Source organism: Nostoc sp. DSM 114160, assembly GCF_053470305.1.
The window spans coordinates 882056-906382 of sequence record NZ_JBPFGO010000001.1 but is presented as its reverse complement, the minus strand read 5'-3'; the positions used below and the strand labels follow the sequence as shown (position 1 = coordinate 906382).

At 42.4% G+C, this 24327-nt stretch carries 30 protein-coding genes; 10 read left to right on the top strand and 20 right to left on the bottom strand.

All coding sequences use genetic code 11. The features are described from left to right. Positions 1–618: 618 nt before the first annotated feature. The 13 genes from NSTCB13_RS04300 to NSTCB13_RS04240 form a co-directional block, all read right to left on the bottom strand. Positions 619–2118 carry a hypothetical protein gene (locus tag NSTCB13_RS04300; protein ID WP_448271463.1) on the bottom strand — a complete coding sequence of 500 codons (1500 nt, stop codon included), beginning with the start codon at positions 2116–2118 and terminating at the stop codon, positions 619–621. 342 nt (positions 2119–2460) lie between these two features. Further along, on the bottom strand, positions 2461–3393 hold the full coding sequence (locus tag NSTCB13_RS04295) for a hypothetical protein (RefSeq protein ID WP_448271461.1): 933 nt from the start codon (positions 3391–3393) through the stop codon (positions 2461–2463). A 792-nt stretch (positions 3394–4185) separates the two neighbouring features. Next, on the bottom strand, positions 4186–6444 hold the full coding sequence (locus NSTCB13_RS04290; protein ID WP_448271460.1) for a pentapeptide repeat-containing protein: 2259 nt from the start codon (positions 6442–6444) through the stop codon (positions 4186–4188). A gap of 9 nt (positions 6445–6453) precedes the next feature. After that, positions 6454–7461 (bottom strand): zinc-dependent alcohol dehydrogenase family protein, encoded by a 1008-nt coding sequence (locus NSTCB13_RS04285; RefSeq protein WP_448271458.1) that lies wholly within the window; start codon positions 7459–7461, stop codon positions 6454–6456. A gap of 150 nt (positions 7462–7611) precedes the next feature. Continuing rightward, positions 7612–7806: a hypothetical protein gene (locus NSTCB13_RS04280; protein WP_448271456.1), complete on the bottom strand. Its 195-nt coding sequence runs from the start codon at positions 7804–7806 to the stop codon at positions 7612–7614. 4 nt (positions 7807–7810) lie between these two features. After that, entirely contained in the window at positions 7811–8242 is a 432-nt protein-coding gene (locus NSTCB13_RS04275) for a hypothetical protein (protein WP_448271454.1), read from the bottom strand. Next, the gene (locus tag NSTCB13_RS04270; protein ID WP_448271452.1) at positions 8230–8565 is read right to left on the bottom strand and encodes a hypothetical protein; all 336 of its coding nucleotides are present in this window, start codon (positions 8563–8565) and stop codon (positions 8230–8232) included. Before NSTCB13_RS04270 ends, NSTCB13_RS04275 begins: the two co-directional genes overlap by 13 nt. 23 nt (positions 8566–8588) lie before the next feature. After that, positions 8589–8990, bottom strand: a complete 402-nt coding sequence (locus NSTCB13_RS04265) for a hypothetical protein (RefSeq protein WP_448271450.1) — start codon at positions 8988–8990, stop codon at positions 8589–8591. Positions 8991–9051: 61 nt separating this feature from the next. After that, positions 9052–9369: a hypothetical protein gene (locus NSTCB13_RS04260; protein WP_448271448.1), complete on the bottom strand. Its 318-nt coding sequence runs from the start codon at positions 9367–9369 to the stop codon at positions 9052–9054. Between the two features lie 134 nt (positions 9370–9503). Further along, positions 9504–10298, bottom strand: a complete 795-nt coding sequence (locus tag NSTCB13_RS04255; RefSeq protein ID WP_448271446.1) for a hypothetical protein — start codon at positions 10296–10298, stop codon at positions 9504–9506. After that, the gene (locus tag NSTCB13_RS04250) at positions 10295–12493 is read right to left on the bottom strand and encodes a hypothetical protein (protein WP_448271444.1); all 2199 of its coding nucleotides are present in this window, start codon (positions 12491–12493) and stop codon (positions 10295–10297) included. Before NSTCB13_RS04250 ends, NSTCB13_RS04255 begins: the two co-directional genes overlap by 4 nt. After that, positions 12494–12946: a hypothetical protein gene (locus tag NSTCB13_RS04245; RefSeq protein WP_448271442.1), complete on the bottom strand. Its 453-nt coding sequence runs from the start codon at positions 12944–12946 to the stop codon at positions 12494–12496. It lies immediately after the preceding gene. A gap of 28 nt (positions 12947–12974) precedes the next feature. Next, the gene (locus NSTCB13_RS04240; protein ID WP_448271440.1) at positions 12975–13289 is read right to left on the bottom strand and encodes a hypothetical protein; all 315 of its coding nucleotides are present in this window, start codon (positions 13287–13289) and stop codon (positions 12975–12977) included. A 216-nt stretch (positions 13290–13505) separates the two neighbouring features. Here NSTCB13_RS04240 and NSTCB13_RS04235 point away from each other — a divergent pair, with 216 nt between their 5' ends. Together NSTCB13_RS04235 and NSTCB13_RS04230 are read left to right on the top strand one after the other, a co-directional pair. Then, complete coding sequence (locus NSTCB13_RS04235) at positions 13506–14114, top strand: tyrosine-type recombinase/integrase (RefSeq protein ID WP_448271438.1); 609 nt, start codon at positions 13506–13508, stop codon at positions 14112–14114. Positions 14115–14227: 113 nt separating this feature from the next. After that, complete coding sequence (locus NSTCB13_RS04230) at positions 14228–14425, top strand: hypothetical protein (RefSeq protein WP_448271437.1); 198 nt, start codon at positions 14228–14230, stop codon at positions 14423–14425. Positions 14426–14521: 96 nt separating this feature from the next. On the opposite strand, the gene NSTCB13_RS04225 is transcribed toward NSTCB13_RS04230, so the two are convergent. Together NSTCB13_RS04225 and NSTCB13_RS04220 are read right to left on the bottom strand one after the other, a co-directional pair. Further along, entirely contained in the window at positions 14522–15217 is a 696-nt protein-coding gene (locus NSTCB13_RS04225; RefSeq protein WP_448271435.1) for a hypothetical protein, read from the bottom strand. 71 nt (positions 15218–15288) lie between these two features. Next, positions 15289–15543 (bottom strand): helix-turn-helix domain-containing protein, encoded by a 255-nt coding sequence (locus NSTCB13_RS04220; protein ID WP_448271433.1) that lies wholly within the window; start codon positions 15541–15543, stop codon positions 15289–15291. 58 nt (positions 15544–15601) lie between these two features. Between NSTCB13_RS04220 and NSTCB13_RS04215 the strand changes: the two genes are divergently transcribed. From NSTCB13_RS04215 to NSTCB13_RS04200, 4 genes are all read left to right on the top strand, one after another. Next, entirely contained in the window at positions 15602–15739 is a 138-nt protein-coding gene (locus NSTCB13_RS04215; protein ID WP_448271432.1) for a hypothetical protein, read from the top strand. A 257-nt stretch (positions 15740–15996) separates the two neighbouring features. Further along, entirely contained in the window at positions 15997–16128 is a 132-nt protein-coding gene (locus NSTCB13_RS04210) for a hypothetical protein (RefSeq protein WP_448271431.1), read from the top strand. A gap of 37 nt (positions 16129–16165) precedes the next feature. Further along, complete coding sequence (locus tag NSTCB13_RS04205) at positions 16166–16519, top strand: hypothetical protein (RefSeq protein ID WP_448271430.1); 354 nt, start codon at positions 16166–16168, stop codon at positions 16517–16519. A gap of 129 nt (positions 16520–16648) precedes the next feature. Then, positions 16649–16867 carry a hypothetical protein gene (locus NSTCB13_RS04200; protein WP_448271429.1) on the top strand — a complete coding sequence of 73 codons (219 nt, stop codon included), beginning with the start codon at positions 16649–16651 and terminating at the stop codon, positions 16865–16867. 14 nt (positions 16868–16881) lie between these two features. On the opposite strand, the gene NSTCB13_RS04195 is transcribed toward NSTCB13_RS04200, so the two are convergent. Further along, positions 16882–17136 (bottom strand): hypothetical protein, encoded by a 255-nt coding sequence (locus NSTCB13_RS04195; protein ID WP_448271428.1) that lies wholly within the window; start codon positions 17134–17136, stop codon positions 16882–16884. A gap of 39 nt (positions 17137–17175) precedes the next feature. On the opposite strand from NSTCB13_RS04195, the gene NSTCB13_RS04190 reads away from it, so the two are divergent. From NSTCB13_RS04190 to NSTCB13_RS04180, 3 genes are all read left to right on the top strand, one after another. Further along, positions 17176–17403 carry a hypothetical protein gene (locus tag NSTCB13_RS04190; protein ID WP_448271427.1) on the top strand — a complete coding sequence of 76 codons (228 nt, stop codon included), beginning with the start codon at positions 17176–17178 and terminating at the stop codon, positions 17401–17403. A 72-nt stretch (positions 17404–17475) separates the two neighbouring features. Further along, positions 17476–17730: a hypothetical protein gene (locus tag NSTCB13_RS04185; RefSeq protein ID WP_448271426.1), complete on the top strand. Its 255-nt coding sequence runs from the start codon at positions 17476–17478 to the stop codon at positions 17728–17730. Between the two features lie 36 nt (positions 17731–17766). Beyond that, positions 17767–18024, top strand: coding sequence for a hypothetical protein (locus tag NSTCB13_RS04180; protein WP_448271425.1), 258 nt, complete (start codon positions 17767–17769; stop codon positions 18022–18024). Positions 18025–18042: 18 nt separating this feature from the next. Here the strand turns inward: NSTCB13_RS04180 and NSTCB13_RS04175 are convergent, their stop codons facing one another. Continuing rightward, positions 18043–18213, bottom strand: coding sequence for a hypothetical protein (locus NSTCB13_RS04175; RefSeq protein WP_448271424.1), 171 nt, complete (start codon positions 18211–18213; stop codon positions 18043–18045). A gap of 151 nt (positions 18214–18364) precedes the next feature. Here NSTCB13_RS04175 and NSTCB13_RS04170 point away from each other — a divergent pair, with 151 nt between their 5' ends. Further along, positions 18365–19741 carry an IS110 family transposase gene (locus NSTCB13_RS04170; RefSeq protein ID WP_448271423.1) on the top strand — a complete coding sequence of 459 codons (1377 nt, stop codon included), beginning with the start codon at positions 18365–18367 and terminating at the stop codon, positions 19739–19741. A 552-nt stretch (positions 19742–20293) separates the two neighbouring features. On the opposite strand, the gene tyrA is transcribed toward NSTCB13_RS04170, so the two are convergent. From tyrA to NSTCB13_RS04155, 3 genes are all read right to left on the bottom strand, one after another. Further along, on the bottom strand, positions 20294–21412 hold the full coding sequence (gene tyrA, locus NSTCB13_RS04165; RefSeq protein WP_445628486.1) for a bifunctional chorismate mutase/prephenate dehydrogenase: 1119 nt from the start codon (positions 21410–21412) through the stop codon (positions 20294–20296). Positions 21413–21520: 108 nt separating this feature from the next. Continuing rightward, complete coding sequence (aroH, locus tag NSTCB13_RS04160; protein ID WP_445632220.1) at positions 21521–21913, bottom strand: chorismate mutase; 393 nt, start codon at positions 21911–21913, stop codon at positions 21521–21523. A gap of 153 nt (positions 21914–22066) precedes the next feature. Continuing rightward, the gene (locus NSTCB13_RS04155) at positions 22067–23815 is read right to left on the bottom strand and encodes a cupin domain-containing protein (RefSeq protein WP_445628485.1); all 1749 of its coding nucleotides are present in this window, start codon (positions 23813–23815) and stop codon (positions 22067–22069) included. Positions 23816–24327: the final 512 nt, after the last annotated feature.

The following is a 24327-nucleotide window of genomic DNA, read 5'->3' as shown; positions in this document are numbered from 1 at the left end:
TCAACACTAGTTGCCAAAATTGAAACGTTTGCAACAATTACTTGTTCATGTATAAGAAAGGTTTAAGTATTTCCAAGAAAGGTATAAGCAATTGCTGCAAAGGCTTCATACTTTGCAACAATTGTTCCTTCATGTATAAGAAAGGCTTAAGTATTTCCAAGAAAGGTATAAGCAATTGCTGCAAAGGTTTCATGCTTTGCAGCAATTATTTGTTCATGTATAAGAAAGGTTTAAATCATTGCAGCAATCGTTGTAACTAACTTATGAGTCGCTCTATAGTGCGTCACTTCGGCTCCTTTCGACTTCGCGGTAGTTGAGCGCAGTCGAAACTCAAGGCAAGTCGCTCAGTGACCATCGTAGACATCGCAAACCGTCTCCATGAGGATAGCTTGGCGCGGACAGCATCAATTCTCGCTAATAATTGCTGTAAGTCAACCTGGTATAGAAACAGAAAGTGCGATCGCAATTAGCTGAGAAAGATTACACTTCTTGGCATTTGTAGGGAAAAGGGTTCATGTCAAAGGGAAAAGGAATAAAAAAACCTTTCCCCTTTGACATGAACCCCTTTGACCGCAAGAGTGCAAAAGTTACTTTTGCAAGAGGTCTATTGAATTTACGTTAACAGTGTTGTTGTTTTTTGAACAGTGACAACAGCAAACACACCAGTCCCATTACTAACAATGGCACTGAAGAAGTAGATTCTGGGACAGGCTGAGGGTTTTGCACAGGCTGATAATTGATAAAATTTCCTTGAATTGGGCTGAGTGATGCCAAAAGTTGCTCAATATCGCTAGATATATTAGTGTCATTACCAACACTTTTAGAAGAGATGAGGCGGTTAAAGGTTTGGCTACTCGATTTATCAAAATCTCCTGTGAACCCAAGAAAATTTTTACCTATTTTACCTATAAGAGAGTCAATTAGATTGTTAACATCAGTTTTGATTCCTAGTGGGGATAACTTTAAACTGCTGAGATTATTGACGTTTCCAATCGTTGTATTGTCAGTCTTTGTTAACCAATTGCCATTACCAATAATTTCATTTCCATTGGTAAAAACCCAGTTACCATTACCAATAATTGTATTATCTTTACCGAAGTCCCAATTACCGTTTCCAATGGTTGCGTTGTCACTGCCAAAGTGCCAATTACCATTACCTAATGTTGAATTATTACTTCCATCGTCCCAATACCAATTGCCATTACCAAGGGTTGTGTTACTCTTTCCAAATAGCCAGTTGCCATTACCGATGGTTGTGTTGTCATTATTAAAGTTCCAGTTACCATTACCAATGGTTGCGCTGTTACTGCCAGAATCCGAGTTAAAATTACCAATAGTTGCGTTATTACTGCCAGAGTCCTTATTACCTTTGCCAACCGGTGCGTTGCTCTGATTAAAGGTTTGGCTACCTGAATTAGATGTATTCCCAGTGTTACTAAAGGGTATATTGTTACCAAGGACTTCTTTCAACGGATCGAAAGGTGATTGTTGAAGCAAGCTTCCAGCACTTGCGATCGCATTACCACCACCTGCAAATGGGTTACTACCGCCTGCAAATGGATTACCACCGCCTGCAAATGGGTTAGTAGCCCCACTTGGAATCGCATTACCGTTACCTGCAAATGGATTAGTAGCTCCACTTGGAATCGCATTACCGTTACCTGCAAATGGGTTAGTAGCCCCACTTGGAATCGCATTACCGTTACCTGCCAAAGGGTTATTAGCCCCACTTGGAATCGCATTACCGTTACCTGCCAAAGGGTTATTAGCCCCACTTTGAATCGGATAACCACTGTTTGCAAAAGGATTACTACCTCCTGCCAATGTGTTGTCAATACCCTTGAAATAGTTATCACCTAGAACTAACTTTAATCGCTCAAAGATTAATTTCTGAAGCCCACTACCAGCATCGCCTGCAAATGGGTTAATACCGCCACCTGGAATAGGATTGTTACCGTTACCTAATAACAGATTGCTACCACCCGTCAACAGGCTGCCTTTAGCAGCAGACAAACTGTCATTGGCAGCAAAGGAATTACCGTTATATAGGTTGCTAGCGCCACCTGCACTTAATGGATTAAATCCACCATTTATGGGATTGACAGCAGACGCTTCCATTGGCACTAATTCTCCTATTTTTAGTTAAAAAATTATGGGGTCTTCAGTACTTCTTATACCAATTATGAATTTGCTAAACCCAAAATATCTCTACAAAAAAGGCTTTAATAATCTTACCGTCAAACTAACAGAAGATATTGCCTAAACCTTTGCCTGAGAAGAGTTTCGGGCGTAAAATAGCAAACTAGTACAATAAGGCAGAAGGCACATCAGAGATAATACACGCTTTTCCGGTTTATCGAATAATATGTTTATTTGCGCCAAGCTGTACTAGCATACTATGTACTGAAGAACTCATCATTGTTCACTTCTATTTATCTGCTGATTTTCGCAAATATTGTATTAAGCGAAGGGGTTTTGTCCACCAGTTGGAAATGGCGAGGTTTGTCCACCAGTAGGAAATGGCGAAGTTTGTCCATCAGTAGGAAATGGCGAGGTTTGTCCACCAGTAGGAAATGGCGAAGTTTGTCCACCAGTAGGAAATGGCGAGGTTTGTCCACCAGTTGGAAATGGCGAGGTTTGTCCACTACCCACTTCCTTGTCAAGCTTTGAGTTAACTAGCTTGTCAATAGTGGCCCTCAAAGTGAACCCGTCCGGTATTTCAGTTGTGCTAATGCCATAAGTCTGGCTGTTACTACCAGTCAAAGAGTCGTAGCCACTACCTTGGTTTCCGCCACCTGTGGATGGGCTGCCACCACCTGTGGATGGAATACCGCCACCTGTGGATGGAATACCGCCGCCTGTGGATGGAATACCGCCACCTGTGAATGGAATACCGCCACCTGTGGATGGAATACCGCCACCTGTGGATGGAATACCGCCGCCTGTGGATGGGATACCGCCGCCTGTGGATGGGATACCGCCACCTGTGGATGGGATACCGCCGCCTGTGGATGGAATACCGCCACCTGTGGATGGGATACCGCCGCCTGTGGATGGAATACCGCCACCTGTGGATGGGATACCGCCACCTGTGGATGGGATACCGCCGCCTTTGGATGGGTTGACACCGCCTGCAAAGATATTCCAGAAGTTGTCGCCAGCGAAAGGATTACCACCATAGGCTAAATCAGGCTGACTGCCACCCGCACCACCAGCAGCACCGCCACCAAATGGGTTACTGCCACTTTCTCCATTACCAACACCACTGAATAGATTTTTGACGCCTTCCTTACCGACAACTTCTTCCAAGCGACCGAAGGGTGATTGGCTAATCGAATTGTTCCCATTAGTAGAGGAGTTACTGCTACCACTATTACTTGAATTTTCTGCCATTAGATTAATCCTCATTATTGGATAAAAATTTTGCTAGCATCACAACATAAAATAGACTTTATTTTTGTCTATTGCATGGTTATTTTGTTGTTTTGATTGTTAGCAAAAATAGTTAGTAGCTATGAAATTACTTGATTATCTTTGTTAAGTGGAGATAATCAGTTTTGAATTAATGCTACCTATTGACAATTACAATTTATCTGATTTAACTTGGAAGCACAATGAAAAATATTTTGATATTTTTATCAAAATCGTAGATATTTTTAGACAATAATTAAAAAGATTAACTGATAGATATGTTTGTAAGTAGGTGGAGATAAACAGACTTAAAATAAAATAAAATCTTTGCGATCGCTTCTCTAGGAGAGGCTGCACGAACGTTTAACTCGCAATAACGTAGTTATGAATTTTCCCGCCTACTTACCTATAACAAAAATTAAACTTGGTTAAACATTATATTGCAATGAACAATCTTTTGATAAATTTACCAAATTTTTAGATATTTAATTAATATCAAGTCCGGCTAATTAGTTATGATTCCCGAATCTATGCAAAAATCCAAAAACCCTTCCCCTCTGCCCCCCTGCCCCTCTGCTACCTTAATGATAAGTCTTTAACCGGACACGATATAACTTGCGTTTAACCGGGCTTCTATTACTTTTAGCCGATGTAATACCCAATTTATCGGGGAATTGAGGGGGATATAAAACGTTTTGTTACCGTCCAAATAACTTTGAAAACATTCTCTTAGCACCACTACAAAGTGTAGCGAAAAAAAGTTCAGTACAGGAATTACTTCAGATAAATCAGCAAATTCAATCCCGGAATTGTGCGGGAAAGTGTCCACAAAACTAGCGTGATGTAAATTACACCCAAACTCCATTGATACCAAGCAAGTGCAGAGATGATGCCAGGTAGGTGTTCGTCTCGCAGGCGAATGTCGTTAAATCCTAATTTAACTAGGTTGTTGAGACTAAAATCATAGTAGTTGAGCCAGTTCCAACGGCGATCGCACAACAAAGGCATATATCGTTCCCGAAATGTCTGATTCCTTGGTATGACTGGCAAACGTCCAATCAACAATCGTAACTGGCGAAATGTGCCGTCTTCTGTGAAGTAAGAAACGTCCATTAAGTCATGATAACGCCCTTGTTGGTAAAGTCGGATTAATAAAGCCATTGGGACGGGGACAAGAATTATCAAAAGACACCCCAATGTCAACCAAGGTTGTTCGGCATTGCGAAAGATTGCTAGTAAGCTGAAGAATTCTAAAACGCTAAAACTGACTAATATTGAAATGGTTTCGTAAGATGTGGGAATAATTGGTACGGGATGCAGCCGACGACAGCGATCCACTAGCCAAAACAGTAAGCCGAAATAAGCGATCGCTAATCCTCCCACGCCAAAAACTAACCAAAAATTTGTCCCATAGCCACTCAACAACAGCAGTACACTCAACGCCAACCAACTCCAAGCTTGCAGCAACCATCCAACTATAGAAAGGGTTTCGCCAACAATTAAGCGATCGCTTAGTTGAGTATATTTTTCTAAATCGATGTCTGCAATGGTGAGTAACTCATTACTGTTGCGAAAGGATTTTACCAGACGACGCTGGGCGATCGCTTGGGCTTGAGTTGCAGAAAAACCCAGGTTAATCAAAGTTGCAACAGTTGCACTATTAATATTTGTAGCCGTCAAACGATGCCCAAACTCGATTAATCGCAATCGTTGTTTTGTGTATTCCAGTTCATTAGCATCGCCTACTTGCTGTTGCTGACGGAAATTTTGCCCCAAATTCCGCAAGACGTTTTGATTACCTTGCAATGTTGGGATGCAGAACATCTTACCAATCTCACCGGGATTACCTAAAATTTTCGCTTGGTTAGAGTTAAAAGTTAAACCAGGTACGCTTAAACAAGCCTCTTTAGCAAACTTGGCATCACTAAAATCTGCAAGGTTCAGAATATTTGCACCTTGCAGATTTATCAATAGGTTAAACTCCGCTTCTCGGAAGCTTACACCTTGCTCAAAAATCGCTTCTGTTAAAAGAAGAAACTGATTAAAACCTGCTTTAGTAAACTGGGCTTGATTGGCAAAATCCACTTCCGAAAAATCAGCATTTCCTTGCCATTGGACGCTACTGAATTTAGCCAACTGTTTAAAAGTTGCTTGGTTAAAGTTGGCAGTCGCCTCAAAGATACTACCTTGAAAATCAGCCAGTTCCCGAAATTTAATTTTTTTAAAGTTAGCTTTTTCAAAAAATATACTGCCCTGAAAATTGCTTGGTTGTTGGAAGTTAGCACTGGTAAAACTAACAGGACGAGCAAATCTCGTTTCAGTCCAGTCAGTAGGTTGGAGAAAAGTTGCACCTTGGGCATCAACAGACTGAAGAAAAAAAGTATTGGAGAACTTCACTTCGCCATTGAAGCGAGTTTGCACCAGTGTTAAGACACCACGAAAGACGGCGATTTCACTGGCTGGGGTTGACTCTGTTCCCAGAAGCGATCGACAATCTTTAGAGTTGGGTAAAGCGATTGCGAGTGACTCTAGACAAACGAAGCGCAAACGTTCTAGTTTTTCTTGTTCGGTAGCGGTGAAAATGGGTGCGTAGACGCCTCGCGGCTTGTCGCCAGACATCGCTTTTGCATACAATGGTGTTCTTAAACCCAAATCGCTGCCGACAAAATCCCCCAGAATTAAAGCATAGCTGAGGTCTAAACCCAGAGGTTTTGTACCGAGTTCTTTTCGCAGTAATTGGTAAAAAGCATCACGAAAGCTGGCGTTTTCTGGGCGTAAATCGATCGCCATTTTTTGCAAATCTACAGTCAAATTTCCTTCGCGGAGTATGGGTGTGCGTAGTCGTTCTTGTAATAATTCTAGGGTTAAGGGTGTGCGTTCTGGTTGTGTTTGTGTTGCCGAAACTGGTAGAGGGAAAAGGAGTAAAACGCAAAGGAACGCTAAGGGAAGCGCAGAGGTACGCCAAGAAATTCCTCTGTGTACCTTTGCGTTTAACCTCTGCGTGCCTCTGCGTTTAAAAGATAAATTATGCAAATTGTTCGATCATTCGTCACTAATCAGCAGAACAATTTTACCTGCCACAGACCCGCTTTCAATTAATTGGTGGGCTTTAGCTGCTTCTTTTAAGGGAAATTTGTGACTCACATGGATTTTTAATTTGCCTTCATCGAACCAGGTGGCACATTGTTCGAGAATTTCTGCATGATGGTGGAGACTATCTTGTAATCCTAGCAAGGCTGGTGTCAGCATTAATTCTAAACCGATGCGGAGGTTGCGAGTTCTAGCAGTTTTCCAAACAGTATTGGCATCTGGTTCGAGAATCGTCACAATATCGCCATAAACTCGCACTGCGGGGAAGGTTTTGTGAAAGGTTTCGCCGCCGACGGTATCAAAAGCCAAGTCTACGCCTTCGCCGCCAGTCCAATCTAATACCGCTTGCACAAAGTCTGTTTGTTTGTAAAAAATTACATTATCGGCACCAAGTTCTTTGACGAAATTAGCTTTTTCCTCAGAACCCACGGTGGTGGAAACAGTAGCACCTTTGAGTTTCGCCAATTGAATTGCTACATGGCCGACACCACCAGCACCCGCATGAATCAAAACGCGTTCCCCAGGTTCTAATCGTCCCCGTTCATATAAAGCTTCCCAGGCGGTGATTAATACTAAAGGCGCTGCTGCTGCTTCGGCAAAGGAGATAGAGGCGGGTTTACGTGCCACAAACCGCTCATCGACAACGGTATATTCAGCGTAATTTCCTTGGTGTGCGCCCAAGCCACCATAGCAAAAATATACTTCATCACCTGCGCGAAAACGCTGAACGCCAGCACCCACTGCTTCCACGACCCCTGCACCATCACATCCTAAAATTGTCGGCGTGCGATCGGGGTAGAAACTGCCTCGACTCCGAAGTTTAGTGTCAATGGGGTTAATGCCAGCCGCCACCAAACGCACTAAAAGTTCAGTATTCCCGACAGGAACAGCAGGATTTGGCACATCCTGCACTTGTAGAACGTCGGGATTGCCAGCTGCTGTCATCAAGACTGCTTTCACAACTCTTTCCTCCTGGCTTTAGATGCACATTCTTATGCAACTTTACCGCAAGAGGGTAGATCCAGAGATATTTATCAGCCAAAACTGCAATGTCTCCCACGTTTTTAGATATGTGTTCCCTTCTACCGTGTAGCTGGAATCCCCAGTGATTTATTTTTGAGGTGCTGGTGCTTGTGGTTCGCCAGTCGCAGGCTGTTGCACCAGATACCCAAGAATAGCTGTAGCGATGCCCCCAATAGTTCCAGCTGTGGAGTGATTGATAATACCAGTACTTCCAAGTAAGTTAGATCCGCCTGCAATCAAACCAAAAATTGTAGCTAAAGTATTGAGTGTAGATTTAGACATTTGATTAATCCTCGTTAGTGTGTTCGTAGTATTCCCGGATTTTGAAATCAGAATCACGCTGTAAAAAGCTTTGAATATCACGGGTATAAAACAGAATTTTTTTGAATTTGTGGTCAACCTTCTCATTGATTTGACCGAAAAGCATTTGCACTACATCTTTTCGATTTATATATTCTTGAAGATGTAAATCCAGTTTTTTATCAAGCTGGTCAATTCTTTTGGCATTATCAGCATGTTCTTTTAGGTCTTTTTCAATTTGAGTAATTGAAGAAGAAATCCGGTTGATGCTGCTAACAACTTTGATGCAAACTCCAGCTAAAACAGAAGCGCTAACAAGAATCCCTAAAAATACACCTGTAGATTCTAAGGTAAGTGTGATTCCTGGTGAACTAGAATAATTAGCAATAACAGGATGTTCATTTTTTAATGAATCCATACTTCAACAGAAACGGTTTTGAAATAATTTGGAAAACTAATGTCTATTGAGTAGTTATCAATCGCTTGAGGAAAAAAGATAATATTTCCTCCAATCTCAAGCTTTTTAGCAAAAGTAATCCAAGGGGTAGAATCTAGCTCAGTCAGAATTTTTTGCTCTATCCAGCCTCCCGTATACCAACTGGATTTGGCATTAATTGTTGAAATCTTAATCCCAATAATCTGAGAATTAAAAAACCCAGGAACACTAAATAAAGGAATAGAGCCACTGGCTGAACTAAAGCTACCATTCCCTACAGAAGTCCAACCAGTAGATAAATCCATTTTTGTTTGTCTTTATCTAAAAACTAAACAAAACTTTTGTTCCGGCGTTCAATAACTTCTTTAACAGTTGTATTATTGAACTTTGCACTTTTACCGCCAGCGTATTTTTTACCAAGAATATCTGCTTCGATTGTTGCTGATTTTAAACCAGAGTACCTAATTGCTCTTTGTCCAACAATCTTATTATCAGAACCTCCCAAATCAACTTCTACGGTGCGAATTATCCCGTGCAACAAAAGTTGATCTACATCGTGTAGCGGTACTTGTCCGGCTAGGGTATTGGTTACGTCAGTTATACCTGTAGCTGTAGCCATATCAGCATCGGCATAAACACCTTTAGCGCCTAAAAACCATGCTTTTTGAGTAGTCTGATTTTGTCCAGATCCAACATGGAATTGAACTTCGAGCGTTGCAAGCAAAGCCATATTTTTATTCCTAATTTAATACTAAACGTTAAGATGTTGCCCTAAATTAAACGGTAAGGTTTTACCCTAATCTGATGTGTTGAACAACAGAAGCAGATTTAATTACACTACTTCCATAAGTCTTGCCGATCAGTCCTTTAATTGTTTTTATACTACCTACTATTACTTTTCTGCGCTTACCATTTTCCAGCCCAACAGATACTTTAATAGCCTTTCCTTTGCGGCAGATAGAAGATTCGGTTTCGTCAACAACATTATCAGGAACAGGCGTAGGCATGTCAGTTAGACCGCACGCATCCTTAATTCCATCGTAATCAGAAGATAAATGCAAAGCGTACTGCACGCCACCAGAAGCCAATACGTAAGATTTTTTCGTCATAATAGACACTTATTTAACCGTGTACTTTATTATGCTATTGACAAACACTCGTCTTACGTATATGGAACCCTATAGGGTTCTAAAGAAAGCATACAAAAAACACACATGATAAAAGCCAATTAGCAACTAGGCGCTTATCTGATGACTGGTCTGAACGTGCCATTTGTTTTCGCAATCAAGGGAATTTCTTCTGCCTCTGCCCATAAAGAAATCCAGGCTTCTGTGGCGCGCACAGTGCAATTTGGTCGCCATTGTGGACGCTGCTTAGTTTCACCAAGAATTGTGATTGTATCGCTTGACGAGACGGTATTGCTCCTGGCTGGCTTGGTAATTTTGAACAGTGACTCGGTCCAAGCTTTGTTTAGTTTAGAAACAATTGCCTGAGCTACGCGAGAGCATTCTGCTTCATCAATGCAGTAAAGCTGCAAATGTAGCCCGTCAACGGGTGAAGTGTACCAGCCGATATATTTGCCTTTGTTAATTACAAACTGGTCTTGAAAAAAAGCAGTGTAAACAAGTCTTGCATAGTTATTCAATTTTTCATTTGTAATTGTTTCGCTAGTTTCTCCCATGACCCGATAAGAAAATTCCGCAGATTTGGGAAATTTCCCACGTGGCACGGCTGTAGAATCTTGCCAAAGTCTAATAAAAACTTGTGGATGATAAGTTACATCAGCATCTACATCGACTTTTGGCTTGCCAATAATAGTTGGTTTGTTTTGGATTTTTAAAACTTGATGATAAAAGAATGATTGTCGTTGTGCAGCAATTTGCATTGAGTCAGTAGAAGTTATCAAGCACAGGTTTTTTGCAGCATCCCGCCCAGAATCAGCAGAAGTATCACCAAAGTGTGCGTTAACTTCTGCATTGTAAGAAGTGCCATTAATTAAACCTTGGCGAATTAGTGCCCAGTTCCTAACACCACTCACGTTAAATCCTCCCAACTAAAATCAGGAGTAGTTAACTGCTGAATTTCATTGGTTCTTTGAGTAGATGCGTTAGTTATTGCAGTTTGAATATTAGTGTCTAAGTTTGTTAATTCTGTGTTTATTTGTTCAACTAAAGCTGATGCTGTTTTGGGATTTTGATTATTAATTACGGTGGTTGCATCAATGGGATTAGCAATGCTTCCAGTTTTCAAAGATATAGTAGAGGGGTGGTATTTCCAGTTATTTTCTGATAGGATTCCATCATCTTGAAGGGCGTTGAATCCTGAAGAAACTGTGTTAAGTGTTTGCTCAGATGCATTGACTATGATTGCCCCAATCTCGCGGACTTCATTTAGAACATTAGCAAAGCCACTTCCAGAACCAATCCTACAAGTAGCACCATTAGCAATTGCTTCTTGTTGAAATTTGAGTATTTCAGCTTCTTCTGTTCCTTGAATTACCGTAACAGTTCTTGAGCCATAGACAGGATTATTATTCTGGTCGCATCTTTCAAATATATCTACAGTTATTGTTGATGTTTGCACTGGTTTATCTGGTTTATTTTCGATTTCATTTTGAAGGTCATTTATTGATTTTGCTAGAGCATCAATATTTGCATTACTCTGAATTTCATTTCCGAGCAACTGACCGATTAATCCTTGGTCAATAATGCTAGCCGTAGTTAATCCAGCAAGGACAGAAATTAAAGCTGGGTTAGTAGCGCTCTCTGTTGCTGCTCCGACTGCTTCAAGTTCGGTTTTTGCAAGTCTAGCAACCGTTTCAAGTTCAGTTTTTGCAAGTTGAGTCGCACTTGTTAGTTCAGCTTCCGCTAACTTGGTGGCTGTTGACAGTTCAGTTTTTACAGAATCGCCAAGACTTTGTAAGTCTGATTTGACAGAATCACCAATACCTTTCAAGTCATCTTTAACAGAATCACTAATACCTTTTAGCTCACCTTCAACCGATTCAGCAGTTGATTTCAAGTCATCTTTAACAGAATCACTAATACCTTTTAGCTCACCTTCAGCCGATTCAGCAGTTGCTTTTAGGTCATCTTTGGCAGTGTCAGCAATTCCTTTAATTTCAGTTTCAGCAGTTTCAGCAGTTGCTTTCACTTCATCTTTAACAGTGTCACCAATGCTTTTTAATTCAGTTTCGGCAGTTTCAGCAGTTGCTTTGACATCACTTTTAGCAGTATCAGCAACACCTTTGAGTTCAGTTTCGGCAGTTTCAGCAGTTGCTTTCACCTCATCTTTGGCAGAGTTGGCAATATCTTTTAGTTCACCTTCTGCCGATTCAGCAGTTGATTTCACCTCATCTTTGGCAGAGTCAGCAATTCCTTTAAGTTCAGTTTCGGCAGTTTCAGCCGTTGCTTTCACCTCGGATTTTGCAGAGTTGGCAATATCTTTTAGCTCACTTTCAGCGGATTCAGCAGTTGATTTAATATCATCTTTGGCAGAGTCAGCAATTCCTTTAAGTTCAGTTTCGGCAGTTTCAGCAGTTGCTTTCACCTCATTCTTGACAGTATCAGCAACACCTTTTAATTCAGTTTCTGCCGAAACTGAAGTTGCTTCAATTTCAGACTTAGCGTTACGAGCTGTTGCTTCAATTTCAGCGTTAGCACTCCTAGCCGTCGCTTCAATTTCAGCTTTAGTAGAGCTACTAACACCTTCAACCTCACCTTTTACACTACTGCCAACGCCTTCAACTTCGCCTTTGATACTGTTACCGACACCTTCAACCTCACCTTTTACACTGCTACCAATGCCCTCGACATCACTTTTAGCAGAACGACTTAATGCTGCAATCTCTTCTGAGCCTAAGCCTACTACTTCTGTAATCTCTTTCAGCGCTCCGGCTAAAGCCGCTGCGATCGCAGCCGGTACGATACTCCCTACAATTCCGGCAACTGCTGGCCCTGCCAGAGCAAGTAATTCCGGTAAGAGAATCGGAATTAGCGCGGCTACCAAATCTACGATTATAAGTAGATCGATTTGTTTTTGTAGTTCTTCTATTCGCCTTAATAGCTCCCCATCATTAATTTCAATTGCCCCGCATCTTTCATTTACAAGATGTATTTGTGCTTGTAAATTATTGATTTTGGCTTCTAAGTCAGAGCAGCAATTGCATTGATGACCAGAACAATTACTAATGTTTGAAAGTGAGGATATTAGAGACTGACCCTCTGTAGACATTTAACAAACCTCACTACCAATTTTAGAAATCAAGGCTTCAATTGAATCAAATTCGCCCTGGTCAATGCAGACTTTACCACTAGGAATAAATTTAGTGGGATCTATACATTGTTTACCCTCAGCGCAAGCTCCACCGTTTGCACAAACAGCCTGACAATCAGAAAGTGAGTTGTACAAACCCGGTGTACTATATTGATTTGATAAAGTACAAGTGCCATTAATGCAGTCATAGCGCGCTGTAACTTGGCAAGAAGCTTGATCGGATTGAAAAATCGTGTAGCTTCCATCCGCAAATGAAGCAGCGTTATTGAATGATGTGTATGCATAGCCCCAATAACTTTGGTCTGCGGAATTGGAATGATAAGTAATTTGTGGTTCAGTGGTGTAATAAATCGCCTGTCGTGTGACTTGTCCCGGCGCTGTTACCACGTTTCCAACTATGCACCAACCCATATTTTTATTCCCTTGATTAGATTGCTAGTCAGACTGCATTGGGATCAAAAGTTGGAGCCGCGTAGGTTCCAAAAAACCTTTCTGAGAATTGAAACTGGGTTTTAGCAACCCCATTGCGAGTTATTGGAGATGAGATAGTTAGGTCGGAAGTTGCCATTACTGAAACATCTGTATTGGCATTTATCCAAGTGTGAGCAGTTTGAACGATGGCTGCATAAATTTCCAATGCTGTAGGGTTGGAACTTGTAAGCGCAGTCAGAGAACTTAGAGGAATTTCTAATACTTTCGGAGTCCCAGAGAATGTTGCAGTCGGGCCAAATAAATCAGTGATTCCAGGTTGCATAACAGATTTTTGTGAAGTGAATAAATCCGTTGTATTCGCTTTAGAAATTCATGTAAATGTTCCACTTTTATGTAAAACCGGAAGCTTCACTGACGACGCTAAACCGTTGCTGTGATTAGGATTGATGCGTGTTTAGGTAATACCTGAAAAATAAAAGCTTCCAGATTAACACCTCATGACGGTTAATCCGGAAGTCATTAACATCAAAATAATTCTATGAAAAACAACCGCAATGGACAAGCGGCTGTTTTTACGGCCAAGGAATATTCTCGAATCCGTAATAACATCCAAAGCCAAAAATACAAATTGCTTTTAGACTTGGCATGGTTCACTGGGGAGAGATGGGGGGCACTGGTGCAAATGAAAATTGCGGATCTTTACGATGCTGAGGGTAATCCACTTAAATTGATTACTTTTCGGGCCCGCACTCGCAAGGCTGTAGGGGGGAAAAAGAAAACCCAAAAAACTAGACAAGTGCCAGTACACCCAACTCTTCATGAAGCTTTGAAGGCATACACCCCAGAAGATCCAGATCAAGAGTGGTTATTTCCTTCTAAAAGGGACTACACAGCAGGGGAAATCCCTAAGCACATCACTTTGAGATATGCGGACATGGTGTTTCGGGAAGCTGTGCAAAAAGCTGGTTTGGAGAGCCGCGGACTCAGCACTCATTCCAGCCGCCGGAGTTTTGTAACCCATCTTGCCAGGAATGGTGTCTCGTTGCGAATTATTCAAAAGTTGTTGGGGTATGCGGATTTGAAGATGTTGGCGGTTTACATCGATGTGAATGATTCCGATCTTGAGGGCGCGATCGCAACTCTATGAACCCCAACCTGTGACAAAGTTTCTATGAGCAGGTAAGCTCAAACCAGCAATTAGTCACAGCGCGATCGCCCACATTTACTCACAAGGCGATCGCATTTTTAAAGGAGAAAAATATGCCTACAACCGAAGAACTGACAACAGAAGAACTGACTGTAGAGAAGCTGATTCTTGAATTACAAGACTTTCCCAGTGATGCAGTAATTTGCTTGACAGATGCCTATGGTGAAACATACAGCATCATCGGTTTTGAGGCTGGGTCTGACTGTGTGAATGTTGTCATCAGCACAGATGACGATGATGATGGGGAATAGCCAAAAGTCAAAAGTCAATTCGTCATTGGACATTGGGCATTGGGCATTGGAGAATGGGGAATGGGGAGTTAAGAGTTAGGAGTTAGGAGTTAGGAGTTATGACTGACTACGCCAGGAGTGAATCAACTCTTCAATCTCACTTGGCGGCTGCCCGTCCGCGATCGCAATCTCAACTTCCAGCTTCCTGTGCTGTGCCAACTGCGATCGCACACTCCCCCCGGTAATGTGCCGATGCTTAATTTTGCTGCCGGTCTTCCAGCAATAGCGGTAATAATGGTTATCTTTGCGATTGCTTGGGCAGTACTTTTCTACCCAGTGAAGATGTTCTGGAACGGGTAAAATGTGTTCTGGAACATCGGTATAGTCCCCCAATCCTGGGGTTTTTTGTTCTGGAACAGGATTTTGTGTATCACGTTCCAGAACAAGAGACGGGCGATCGCCCCCGGTTTTTTGCGAGTGTTCACTGACTAATGCACTCTGCTGTGTATCCCGTTCCAGAACGCGGGCTGACTCCCAATCACTCCAGGCTTGCTCATATTCGGTCAGATTTAAAAAATCGTCTGGGTCTGGTGGTTCAAGCGATTCATCGTAGAAAATTGTCAGTTGTCCATTGTCGCTTTGATGGGGTACTTCTCCAAAGTCGGCCGGGTTCCAGCGATCGCTGGAAGTTAGTTCCCCAGGCTCAGGTTCACAAGAGGGAACAGGGGAGCAGGGGGGAGCCGCAGTTTCAAGCGATTCCACCGCGAACAATGTCAGCTGCCTGGGGGCCCCTGCTTTGTCGGTTTCCGTCATAATCAAGTTAGTGTTAATCCCCGCAGCAGTGATTGCTAAATCACTGCTGCGAATTTTTAGTATCGGTCAGCTTACTCGTAGTCGTCAGGTATGCCTGAGATATCAATACCTAACGATCTGAACATAGTCTTTAAGGAGACTTTGTATAAACGGCATAGTGCTGCTATGTTTTCAGCGCTTGGCATAGCTTTTCCAGACTCCCAGTCAGCTTGCCGTCGCTCTGAAACACCTATTTTCTGCTTAACTTGAGGGCGTGTTAGCCCTGATTCTTCTCTTAGTAGCCTCAAGGGAGACTTTTCCTGTTGTTGTTGGTTATCTTCTATCATAGACGCTTAGTTCATGAATGAAACGTCTTGACAAGAGACATGACAGGACGTATCATTCATGTTGAACGACAAAAAAAGACCAGCCGATATAAGTGACTCGGCAGAGAAACAGCGTTGGCTGGTTCACCTAAAGTGTCTCATCTCAGTAGCAAATGCCAAATCCGGGAAAATTAGCACTTTGTGTAATAGCCGTTGAAAGCTGATGAAGAGTGTTTCAGGCTACCAATGTCCCGTAAGTGGTAAAGCGGAAGAGTTGATAACTGAAGTGTTTGTCTACACAAGTCGCGGTTTAGATAAAAGCTGGTGACGTGCAACTGTATGGGGGCCCCAATCTGTAAACGACCTTAGTAGGGCATTCCACATTTTCCAGGGGCTATATGCCGACGTGGTGACACGGTGGGCTGTGGAAATTAAGACCTGGGTGAAAATCCCCTAGAGGCTGGCGTGTAGGTAATGGCTCACGCACAGATGCACGATCGCGAAATTGCATTCCACCCTTCGGGTTCGCCACTTTGCCATCTGGCTACAAGCCAAGACGGCAAGTGGACTCACCGTGTGGTTATGCAATTGCTCACAGTTCTTTGAAAAACGCGCAAACCTGTGGCCGGTCACACTTTTTTATATGACTGAGATTAAGGGGAAGTATGTAACACGAAAAAAACGGATTCGCCAACTAGAAACAGAAATTGAGCAGCTAAAGGCCCAGGTTAAAACCTTAACCGAACTGCTTGACGATGCCCACGGGATGATTTATCGTTCCCGTCCTGGCTTGGCGCGTGCCGTCGAGCGAGATTTCCATGAAGAGTTATTGCCATCAGAATTACCACCGACAGCGATCGCTAAAAAACCACCGCGACGCAAAATCCGAAATTTATCAATTGCACCCCGCGCCGACTTGGTGATGGATCGTGACAGTAACGGCCGCCTAATTATTAAGGGCACGGCTAACTCTTCACCACCGCGCCCTCAAACTTGACAAACTCGCAGGAGGAATATGCCTATGAAATAACTACTTTCATTTATATGAGCCAAAAGCAAAACGTTCGATAAAAAACCAGTCAATTGCTGATGGTTGACTGGTTTTACTTGTTACCAAATTTAAATTATGCAGATTAAACAACACAAATCTGATGTATTACTTTCCAACGACTTCCTGTCATATTTGGTTGTCGCTTATGCCCTCGTCACAGAGGATTTAGCAAAACACACAGGAGAATCGCCGATTGTTCACCGAATGAAATATATCGACCTTGGTGAACAAAAGTTTCATCAATTCTCTGATGAGGAATTGCACCAGTTTCTTGCAGAGAACTACCCAACATAATTTAACAACAGCATTTACCTATGACTTATCGACAACAGCTTTTTGATTGGATTGTTCTCAAAGAAGTCTCGCCGTGCAAGTGGGTTATTTTGTCGCAATTTAGAAAACGCAGCGATGCGGATAGCTACCATCAAATGATGAGAAAATTCTCCCGAAACCCAATTGAAGTAGTTTTCCGTGACCGCCTTACAGAGTTTGGGTTGTAGGGCTAATTCAAAAGCGATCGCGCCATTCGAGAAACGCGATCGCAATTTGATTATCCAATTCAAACACTTGAAACGTGAACAAGTCAAAAATATCACAAAGCCATGAAAATCGAAACCATTACCTACAAGCGGGTCAAAAATCTGGGGAACTTTGAGAATGAAACTTTCCAGGCAACTGCAACTCTTGATGAAGGCGACGATCCGGTGTCGGAAGCTCGGCATTTAATGCGGTTTGTCAACTGTCAGCTTTTTGCTCCATATCCTACATATAATCCAACCCCCAAACCAGGTGAGGAGCCAAACATAGACGATATCCCCGACGGATTTTAGCTGAAATTTTAGGCGAACGCCTCCCTACCAAAGAACGCGATCGCCAATCGATACCAAAGTTAGTTTACCAAAATGCACACCATCATTAATACCCCATCCGTGTTTAGTTGCAAATTACCGGCCGCTGGCTGGATAAACTTAGCCCAAATCCGCCAAATTCAGTTTGAAGACTTGCCTACCCGGACTGCCGTTGTCACCTGGCACAACGGAGACAAGCAAATATTTTTTGGTGATGATGCTGTTGCTTTAATCCAAAGTTGGCAAGATGCAGCAACAGTTGTAGAGCAACTAGCAAATTGTAATTATCGGCTCAAAAATCGGAGGTAAATATGAGTCAAGTATTTTTAGAGAATTTAAAACGCAATGAATAACAATATGAGTTCTGACATTACACCAAAGGTTTCACAATCAGCAGATCCAGCTTGGGACTACTACTTGGCTTGGCACTCTTTACAAGTCGTAAAAAACCAAATTGAAAGCGCCTTGCTGATTATGGTCTCTCAAGAATATGGAAGCGATGATGCCGATGATGATATGAAAAATTTGCTAGAACCAGCGCGCGACAAGCTAACAGAAATAATCGAAAATGAATTGGTTTTTGGAGAACATGAAGAAGAATAACCGCCTGATGAATTGCAATTAATTAATTGCGATCGCACCACTAAGGTGTGGGCTAGCTGACACACTAGCCGAAACGGTGGCATTAAGAGCCACCGTCGCGGATTGTGTCCAAAGCATCCGCAAGTTAATTAGTATTGTGCAGCGTTTAGCTGGAATTGCGCCCCTCAATTGTGGCGTTTGCACTTTCATGCGCGACACAACTCTAATTAACTCCCCGAATGCGTTTACTCCTGAATCGCGCCCCTTATATGTGGGGCGTTAGGGTGATTCGTGCGCTCACTAGTTCGGGCTAATCAAAGGACTGGCATCCTTGAAAACCACCTCTTATTTTTGCAGAACCATGAAAATAGAATCAACTATTTTGGGTATTGATGTTAGTAAATCAAGCGTAACTTGCCATATTTTAACACAATATCCCAAGGGAGGATTGCAAGCATATTGGAATAAAACTAGAAATAAAGCATCTACTTTATATCCGGCTTTTTACTCCAATCCTGATGTTAGAAAGAAGCAAAAATCAGCGTTTGACTTTGCAGATTATCTAGCAGAAATCAAGCCAGATTATGCAATCTTAGAACCTACAGGAAACCATTATTCAAGATTGTGGGCATCCATTCTCAAAAAGTTAGAAATTAAAATACTTTGGGTCGGTCACGTCGAATTGCGGCGTTATCGCGGAGGTAAAAATCTCCCAAATAAAAGCGATCCAGCTGACGCTTTAGCAATGGCCGCCTACGGTCACGATCCAGATCACCGACTAGAAAATGGTGAACTGAATCTCAGGTATTTCCTCATGCACCGTCCCGAACCCATAGACGAGCTGCGCGACCTGTGTCAGCAACTAGAACACCTCAACCGGGTGCAATCGCCAATTGTGAATTACGCCCGTCAACTGTTGGCGTGGCAATTCCCAGAAGTGGCGCACACCAAGAGCGCATCTACCAAGCCCGGTTTTTTACCACCCCTTTGGGCATGGTTAGCTAAGAGGCTGGAGATTTCGCCCGCCGGGAGAACCCGGATTGAAAACCGTTATAAAATATCCATTGCCAAGGACTACGGCATTGAGTTTGACCCGATTCTAGAACTGCACGCTGGCTGGATGTGCGACATCTCACTTTTTGAGCAGCACTTAGAGGCGAGAATCACTCAAATGCTCTCGTGTCCTGAATTCTCCGCTTACATGAGCGTGTTTGATAAGTTTGGTTTTGGGTTGAGAGTGCGATCGCGATTGCTGACTCGAATTTACCCCTTTGAGTCGTTTCTCGGTGTCAATGGCAGGCCAGTCATTGAGTATGAGGTTCGGGAGGTAAAGAAAACTGAGCGCGATCGCAAAAACGGAGAAACCACAGTCCGGCGATTAGCCGGCGAAACCAAACGCATTAAACGCAACCGCAGCCGCGACACTTTCAAAATGCGTTTGGGTATGGGAACGGTTCTGGAGCAATCCGGTGATGGTCTTGTTGAAAAAGCTAGCGGCTCGTCACTGTGCCGAATTAGCCTCTGGCAGTACATCCTGACTGGCGTTGAAACTGGAAGGTTGCCAACCAATGACCTAACCAAGGAATTGATTGACTACCGCGACTCACTTAAAAGCAACGTCACTGAACAGGGTGAGAAGTTGCTAGGTGGTAAGCACATCCAGGGAAAACTGATGAGCAAAGTAGTTAACCTACTGTTTCATGAATTTGTTAAAGCGATCGCTAAAACTGATGTATGACTATAAATATCCGTGCCCTAGTTGTCATTACAAATGTTACAGCCCATCGCCTTATTGGATCATAAATGAGGATAACCAAAGGGTACGTGTTCAGCTGTACCACTGTATTAACTGCGGTTACGAACCAGAAGTTAAAGAAGCCGAAAGTATGTTAGAAGATCCAAGTCGAAGAGACAAAAGATTTCCCTGATGCTAAACCCCTACAGTAATGTAGGGGTTTTGAAACCAAAAGTTTCAGTTACCCTGAAAGTGCTGAGTGGCGAGTAAAAATACTAGTAGTCTGCCAACCCAAAAATGCGCTTGTGAGGACTGGGGAAAGGGGAAAGGGAAAAGGAAAAAGGGTAAGGGATTTAAACCCTTTCCCCCTGCCCCCTGCCCCCTGCCTTTCAAGGGCAGGCTTTTAGGCTTTCGATAAATAGTTGAGAATGTTCTCAATTATTGAACGTAGTTTTAAGTTCTCAGACAATGGTTTTGGTTTTAAAATCCCAAAAATTTGTCTAATCAAAAAAACCTGCCCCAGAAAGCTGCCCCCTGCCCCCTGCCCCCTGCCCCCTACCCCCTACTTCCTGCCTTCTGAATTACAAAAGATGATTGTTTTTGTCCAACTTCCTTCGCTGCTAGTAATACACTTAGGGCATTAATTACATAAGTGCTTTCTTCAGCAGCACTATTAATTTCTTCTCCTAAAAAGCTGTGTGCTAGTTTGAATTCGTGGATCAGAGTTTTGCGATCGTTTTGAATAATTAATTGTGCTAATCGATGATAAGTAGATGCTAGTCTACTTATGGCTGCACGTCGCTCTGGTGTAGCTAGCATAATGTCTACTATCATAGATGCAGACTGGGTGAACATGCGACTAGCCATATCAATTTCCAGACGGTAAACTGGGCTAGAGAAGTCTAAGCTACGACGAATGTCAATCTCTTCTTCTGCCAAGAAAACACCAAGGCTAAAGGTTTTAAAGTTACGAATTGCCTGAACAACCATCATCATTTGGTCGTGTTCTTCTGGTGTAGATGTAATCAGTTTGCCGCCATCATTGGCAATCAAATCTATAAACCATTGAAAGGCAGCATCTTCTCGACCTGGACAGACTACAACTTTTTGAGACAAGAAAGATTTTATCCCTGGGCCAAACATTGGATGGAAGCCCATGACCGGCCCACTATGATGCTCAAGCATAGCTTGTAAAATAGGAGTTTTAATACTAGCAATGTCAGCTAAAGCAGTAGTTGGCGTTAGGTGTGGAGCAAGTTTACGGATTACCTCTATTGTGTATTCAATTGGAACACAGACTAAAACTAAATCTGCTCCATCTAATAGCAATTTTGCTTGTTCCCAGTCACCGCGATCGAGAATACTAACGTGATGACCGGCAGCAGATAACTTTTGCTGAAAGAAGTGCCCCATTAGACCGCATCCGCCAACTAAAGTAACTCGTCGCGATTTTACCTTAGCAACAGGAAAATTTGCAGTTGCAACGGCACAAACACACCCCATAACAAGATTTTTCCAAATTGACTCTGGAACACCACTTTCTATTAAGGAAAATGTGAAATTAGTAGTTTGTTCTTCTAAGGAAATGTGTTCTAATTCAGCCAATACTGCAATTCTTTTCCCTAATAGATCGATCAATTTTTGGTCAATCTGTTTCAGTTTTTCTTGCAACATGAGACATTATAAATGTATTGATAATTTAAATAAAGTCTAAATAAAATCTCGCAAAGCGATGTCTGCGATGGGTGGTTCCTAAGCGTAGCCGAGGGGCTACGCCTACGCCTAACCTAAAAATGCTATATCTGGACGTAACTGAGCGGCACGGTGTAGATAGACTGGGCGTAATGCATTTTGGGGTAGAGGAGTGTTTAAGTGGATTAGCACCCGAATGCAGCGATCGAGGCTATTGGTAACCTGCATCTGTTGCACATCTAGCAAAGGAACTCGATCCCAACCAGGACGACGACGTGCAACCGCAGCCGGAAACATTGCATCCAAGTCTGGAGTTGCAGAAAAGGTAACACTGACGATTTCCTCAGAGTCTAAAACATTGTTTGTTTCTAAGGCGTCTAATAACTCATTTACAGCCTCAGTAATTGCTTTTATAGAGTTGTAGCTGACTGTCGTTGCACCTCGAAGTCCCCGGACTCGCCATTCTCCTACTACCTTTGCCATACTAGGATGTTGGTCTATGTGTGTTGAAAAGGTTAGCCGATCCATATTAGTTTGAAGGTTGAGTTTTAAGTTTTTTATGTACATAGCAATTGCCAAGTGTAAATCTCAATTGTTGATAGTTTTATTTGGCAATCTTAAATTCGCTACAGAGAGCTAGACAATCAAGAAATCGGCACTTGTAATAGTATTGACTTGTACTCCACTCAATACCATCAAAGGCTCGTTGCTGCTGGTAATATTAATCAAAGTATCATTTACACTACCACCAGTACCTTGATAGATTGTTAAATCAGCAAATGCCAGACCACCCAAAAGCCCAATAGAATCTTCCCCATCAGTAAAGTCAACAATGGTATCAATCCCCGATCCAGATGTAAAAGAAAATGTATCTTTGCCACTGCCACCAGTCAGAGTATCCCAACCAAATCCGCCTACAAGGGTATCATTACCAGCACCGCCTCGGAGTATGTCATCACCACTCAACCCCGACAGATAGTCATTGCCACCCTGACCGTTAATAACATCATTAGATTTGTCAAAGCCACTAGTATTATTATTAAGATCGTTCAGGAATGTTACTGAGTTACGATTGTAAACACTACTCCTTTGTTCGTTGGCATCAAAGACATCAAAGCTGTCTTGAAACCCCGTCTGCCCGTCAAACAAAATATTGCCAATATCCTCCGATGCACCTGTGGCTTGGCGAAGGTTATCTAGGTTTTGTAAGGCAAAATTTTGCAAGACTACCCCAGTATTCTCAACTCCCTCAAAGGTTATGAGCAGGTCATCTTGATTTTGAGTTAAGAGCAGATTTCTAGCAGTTAGCCCATTACCCTCAAATTTTAGAGTATCAATTTCCGCAGATACGTCTGTAGATGGACGAGATCCCGATCCTACACCACCAAAGTCAGTAATGGTGTCGATGCCGTTACCAAATTGAACTGCAAACAAGTCTATATTTCCACCACCTGTAAGGAGGTCGTTTCCTTTTCCAGCAATAATGTTTTCACTGCTTTTCCCACCCGTAAGGATGTTATTACTATCATCTCCAACCAGAAGAACACCATCTTTTCCTTTGGGTCGAGCGTCATTGTCTACAATTGTCAGAGTAGCCGTATTCTGCAATAGCCCAATGATTGCGCCACCTGTAGCATCGCTCAAGGTGAGGTTGATAGTTTTATTTGCTTCGATTGAATTATCATCAATAATTGGAATGTTTACAACTTTAACTCTTTCTCCATCAGCAAAGTTAACCTTTATCTGTTGAGAACCGTTATAATCTTCGAGATATTTAGCAGTACCATCTTTTAAAGTGATAGTAGCGCCAACTGCCCCTGTATCATCTAACGGGCGGATCAAAGTTACTGCTGCTATGGGAGAACCATCTTCATTGACGCTGTATTCAGTGCCAGCAAAAATTATTGAGTCTAGGGGTACTGATGCATTGTCCTTAAAGGCTTGCACGATTTTATCGAGTCCTTCATCGGTAAATAGTGGAAAAGCCGCAGATATGTCTGTCCCTGGACGACTCGTATCCTCAATCAATTTATCAAGCCCAGAGGGAATACCTTGGATAAGCATTCTCGCTGGCTTATCTTCAAGATTGCGATAGGCGTGGGTTTGCCCTTTAGGCACATTCACAAAAGTTCCAGGACTTGCAGTAATAACTCGATCGTTCAACTGAAATTTTACAGTCCCCTCGACAATGTAAAATCCTTCGTCTTGCTGAAGGTGGATATGCGGTGTAGTCCCGACATTTGATGGAACGTAAGCATCAAATAGATCGTATTTACCACCAGTATCTTTGCCAGTTGAGATAAATTTAACCAAGTCTCCAACCACCCACAATGACTTACTCGATTTGTTGGCTGGTATCTGTTGAAAGCTATTATATTCTGTCATTCTTGTTCTCCTTTCGAGCTGAATTGATGGTGAGCTAGTGGTACGCCAAGGCAACTTGGCGGGGTAAAGGGGAAGGGGGAAGGGGGACCTTTCTGGGGCAGGTTTTTTTGATTAGACAAATTTTTGGAATTTTAAAACCAAAACCATTGTCTGAGAACTTAAAACTACGTTCAATAATTGAGAACATTCTCAACTATTTATCGAAAGCCTAAAAGCCTGCCCTTGAAAGGGAAGGGGGACAGGGTTTAAATCCCTTACCCTTTTCCCTTTAACCTTTACCCAACCTCCACCTAACATTTTTGGGTTGGCAGACTACTAGTTTTGGATTGATGTTGTAAGTGCAGACATCGGCTCTATTGCTTGGACATTCTCTTGTTTAGTCAAGTGTTGAGCATTTATGTCTGCATTTGTGAAGAAATGTGGATTTATTAATCTGGAACTTGACTTACAAGATTCAAGCTTGCTAGGGAATAGTTACGGATGATACTTATTTATCGCGTCTTTGTTTGAGA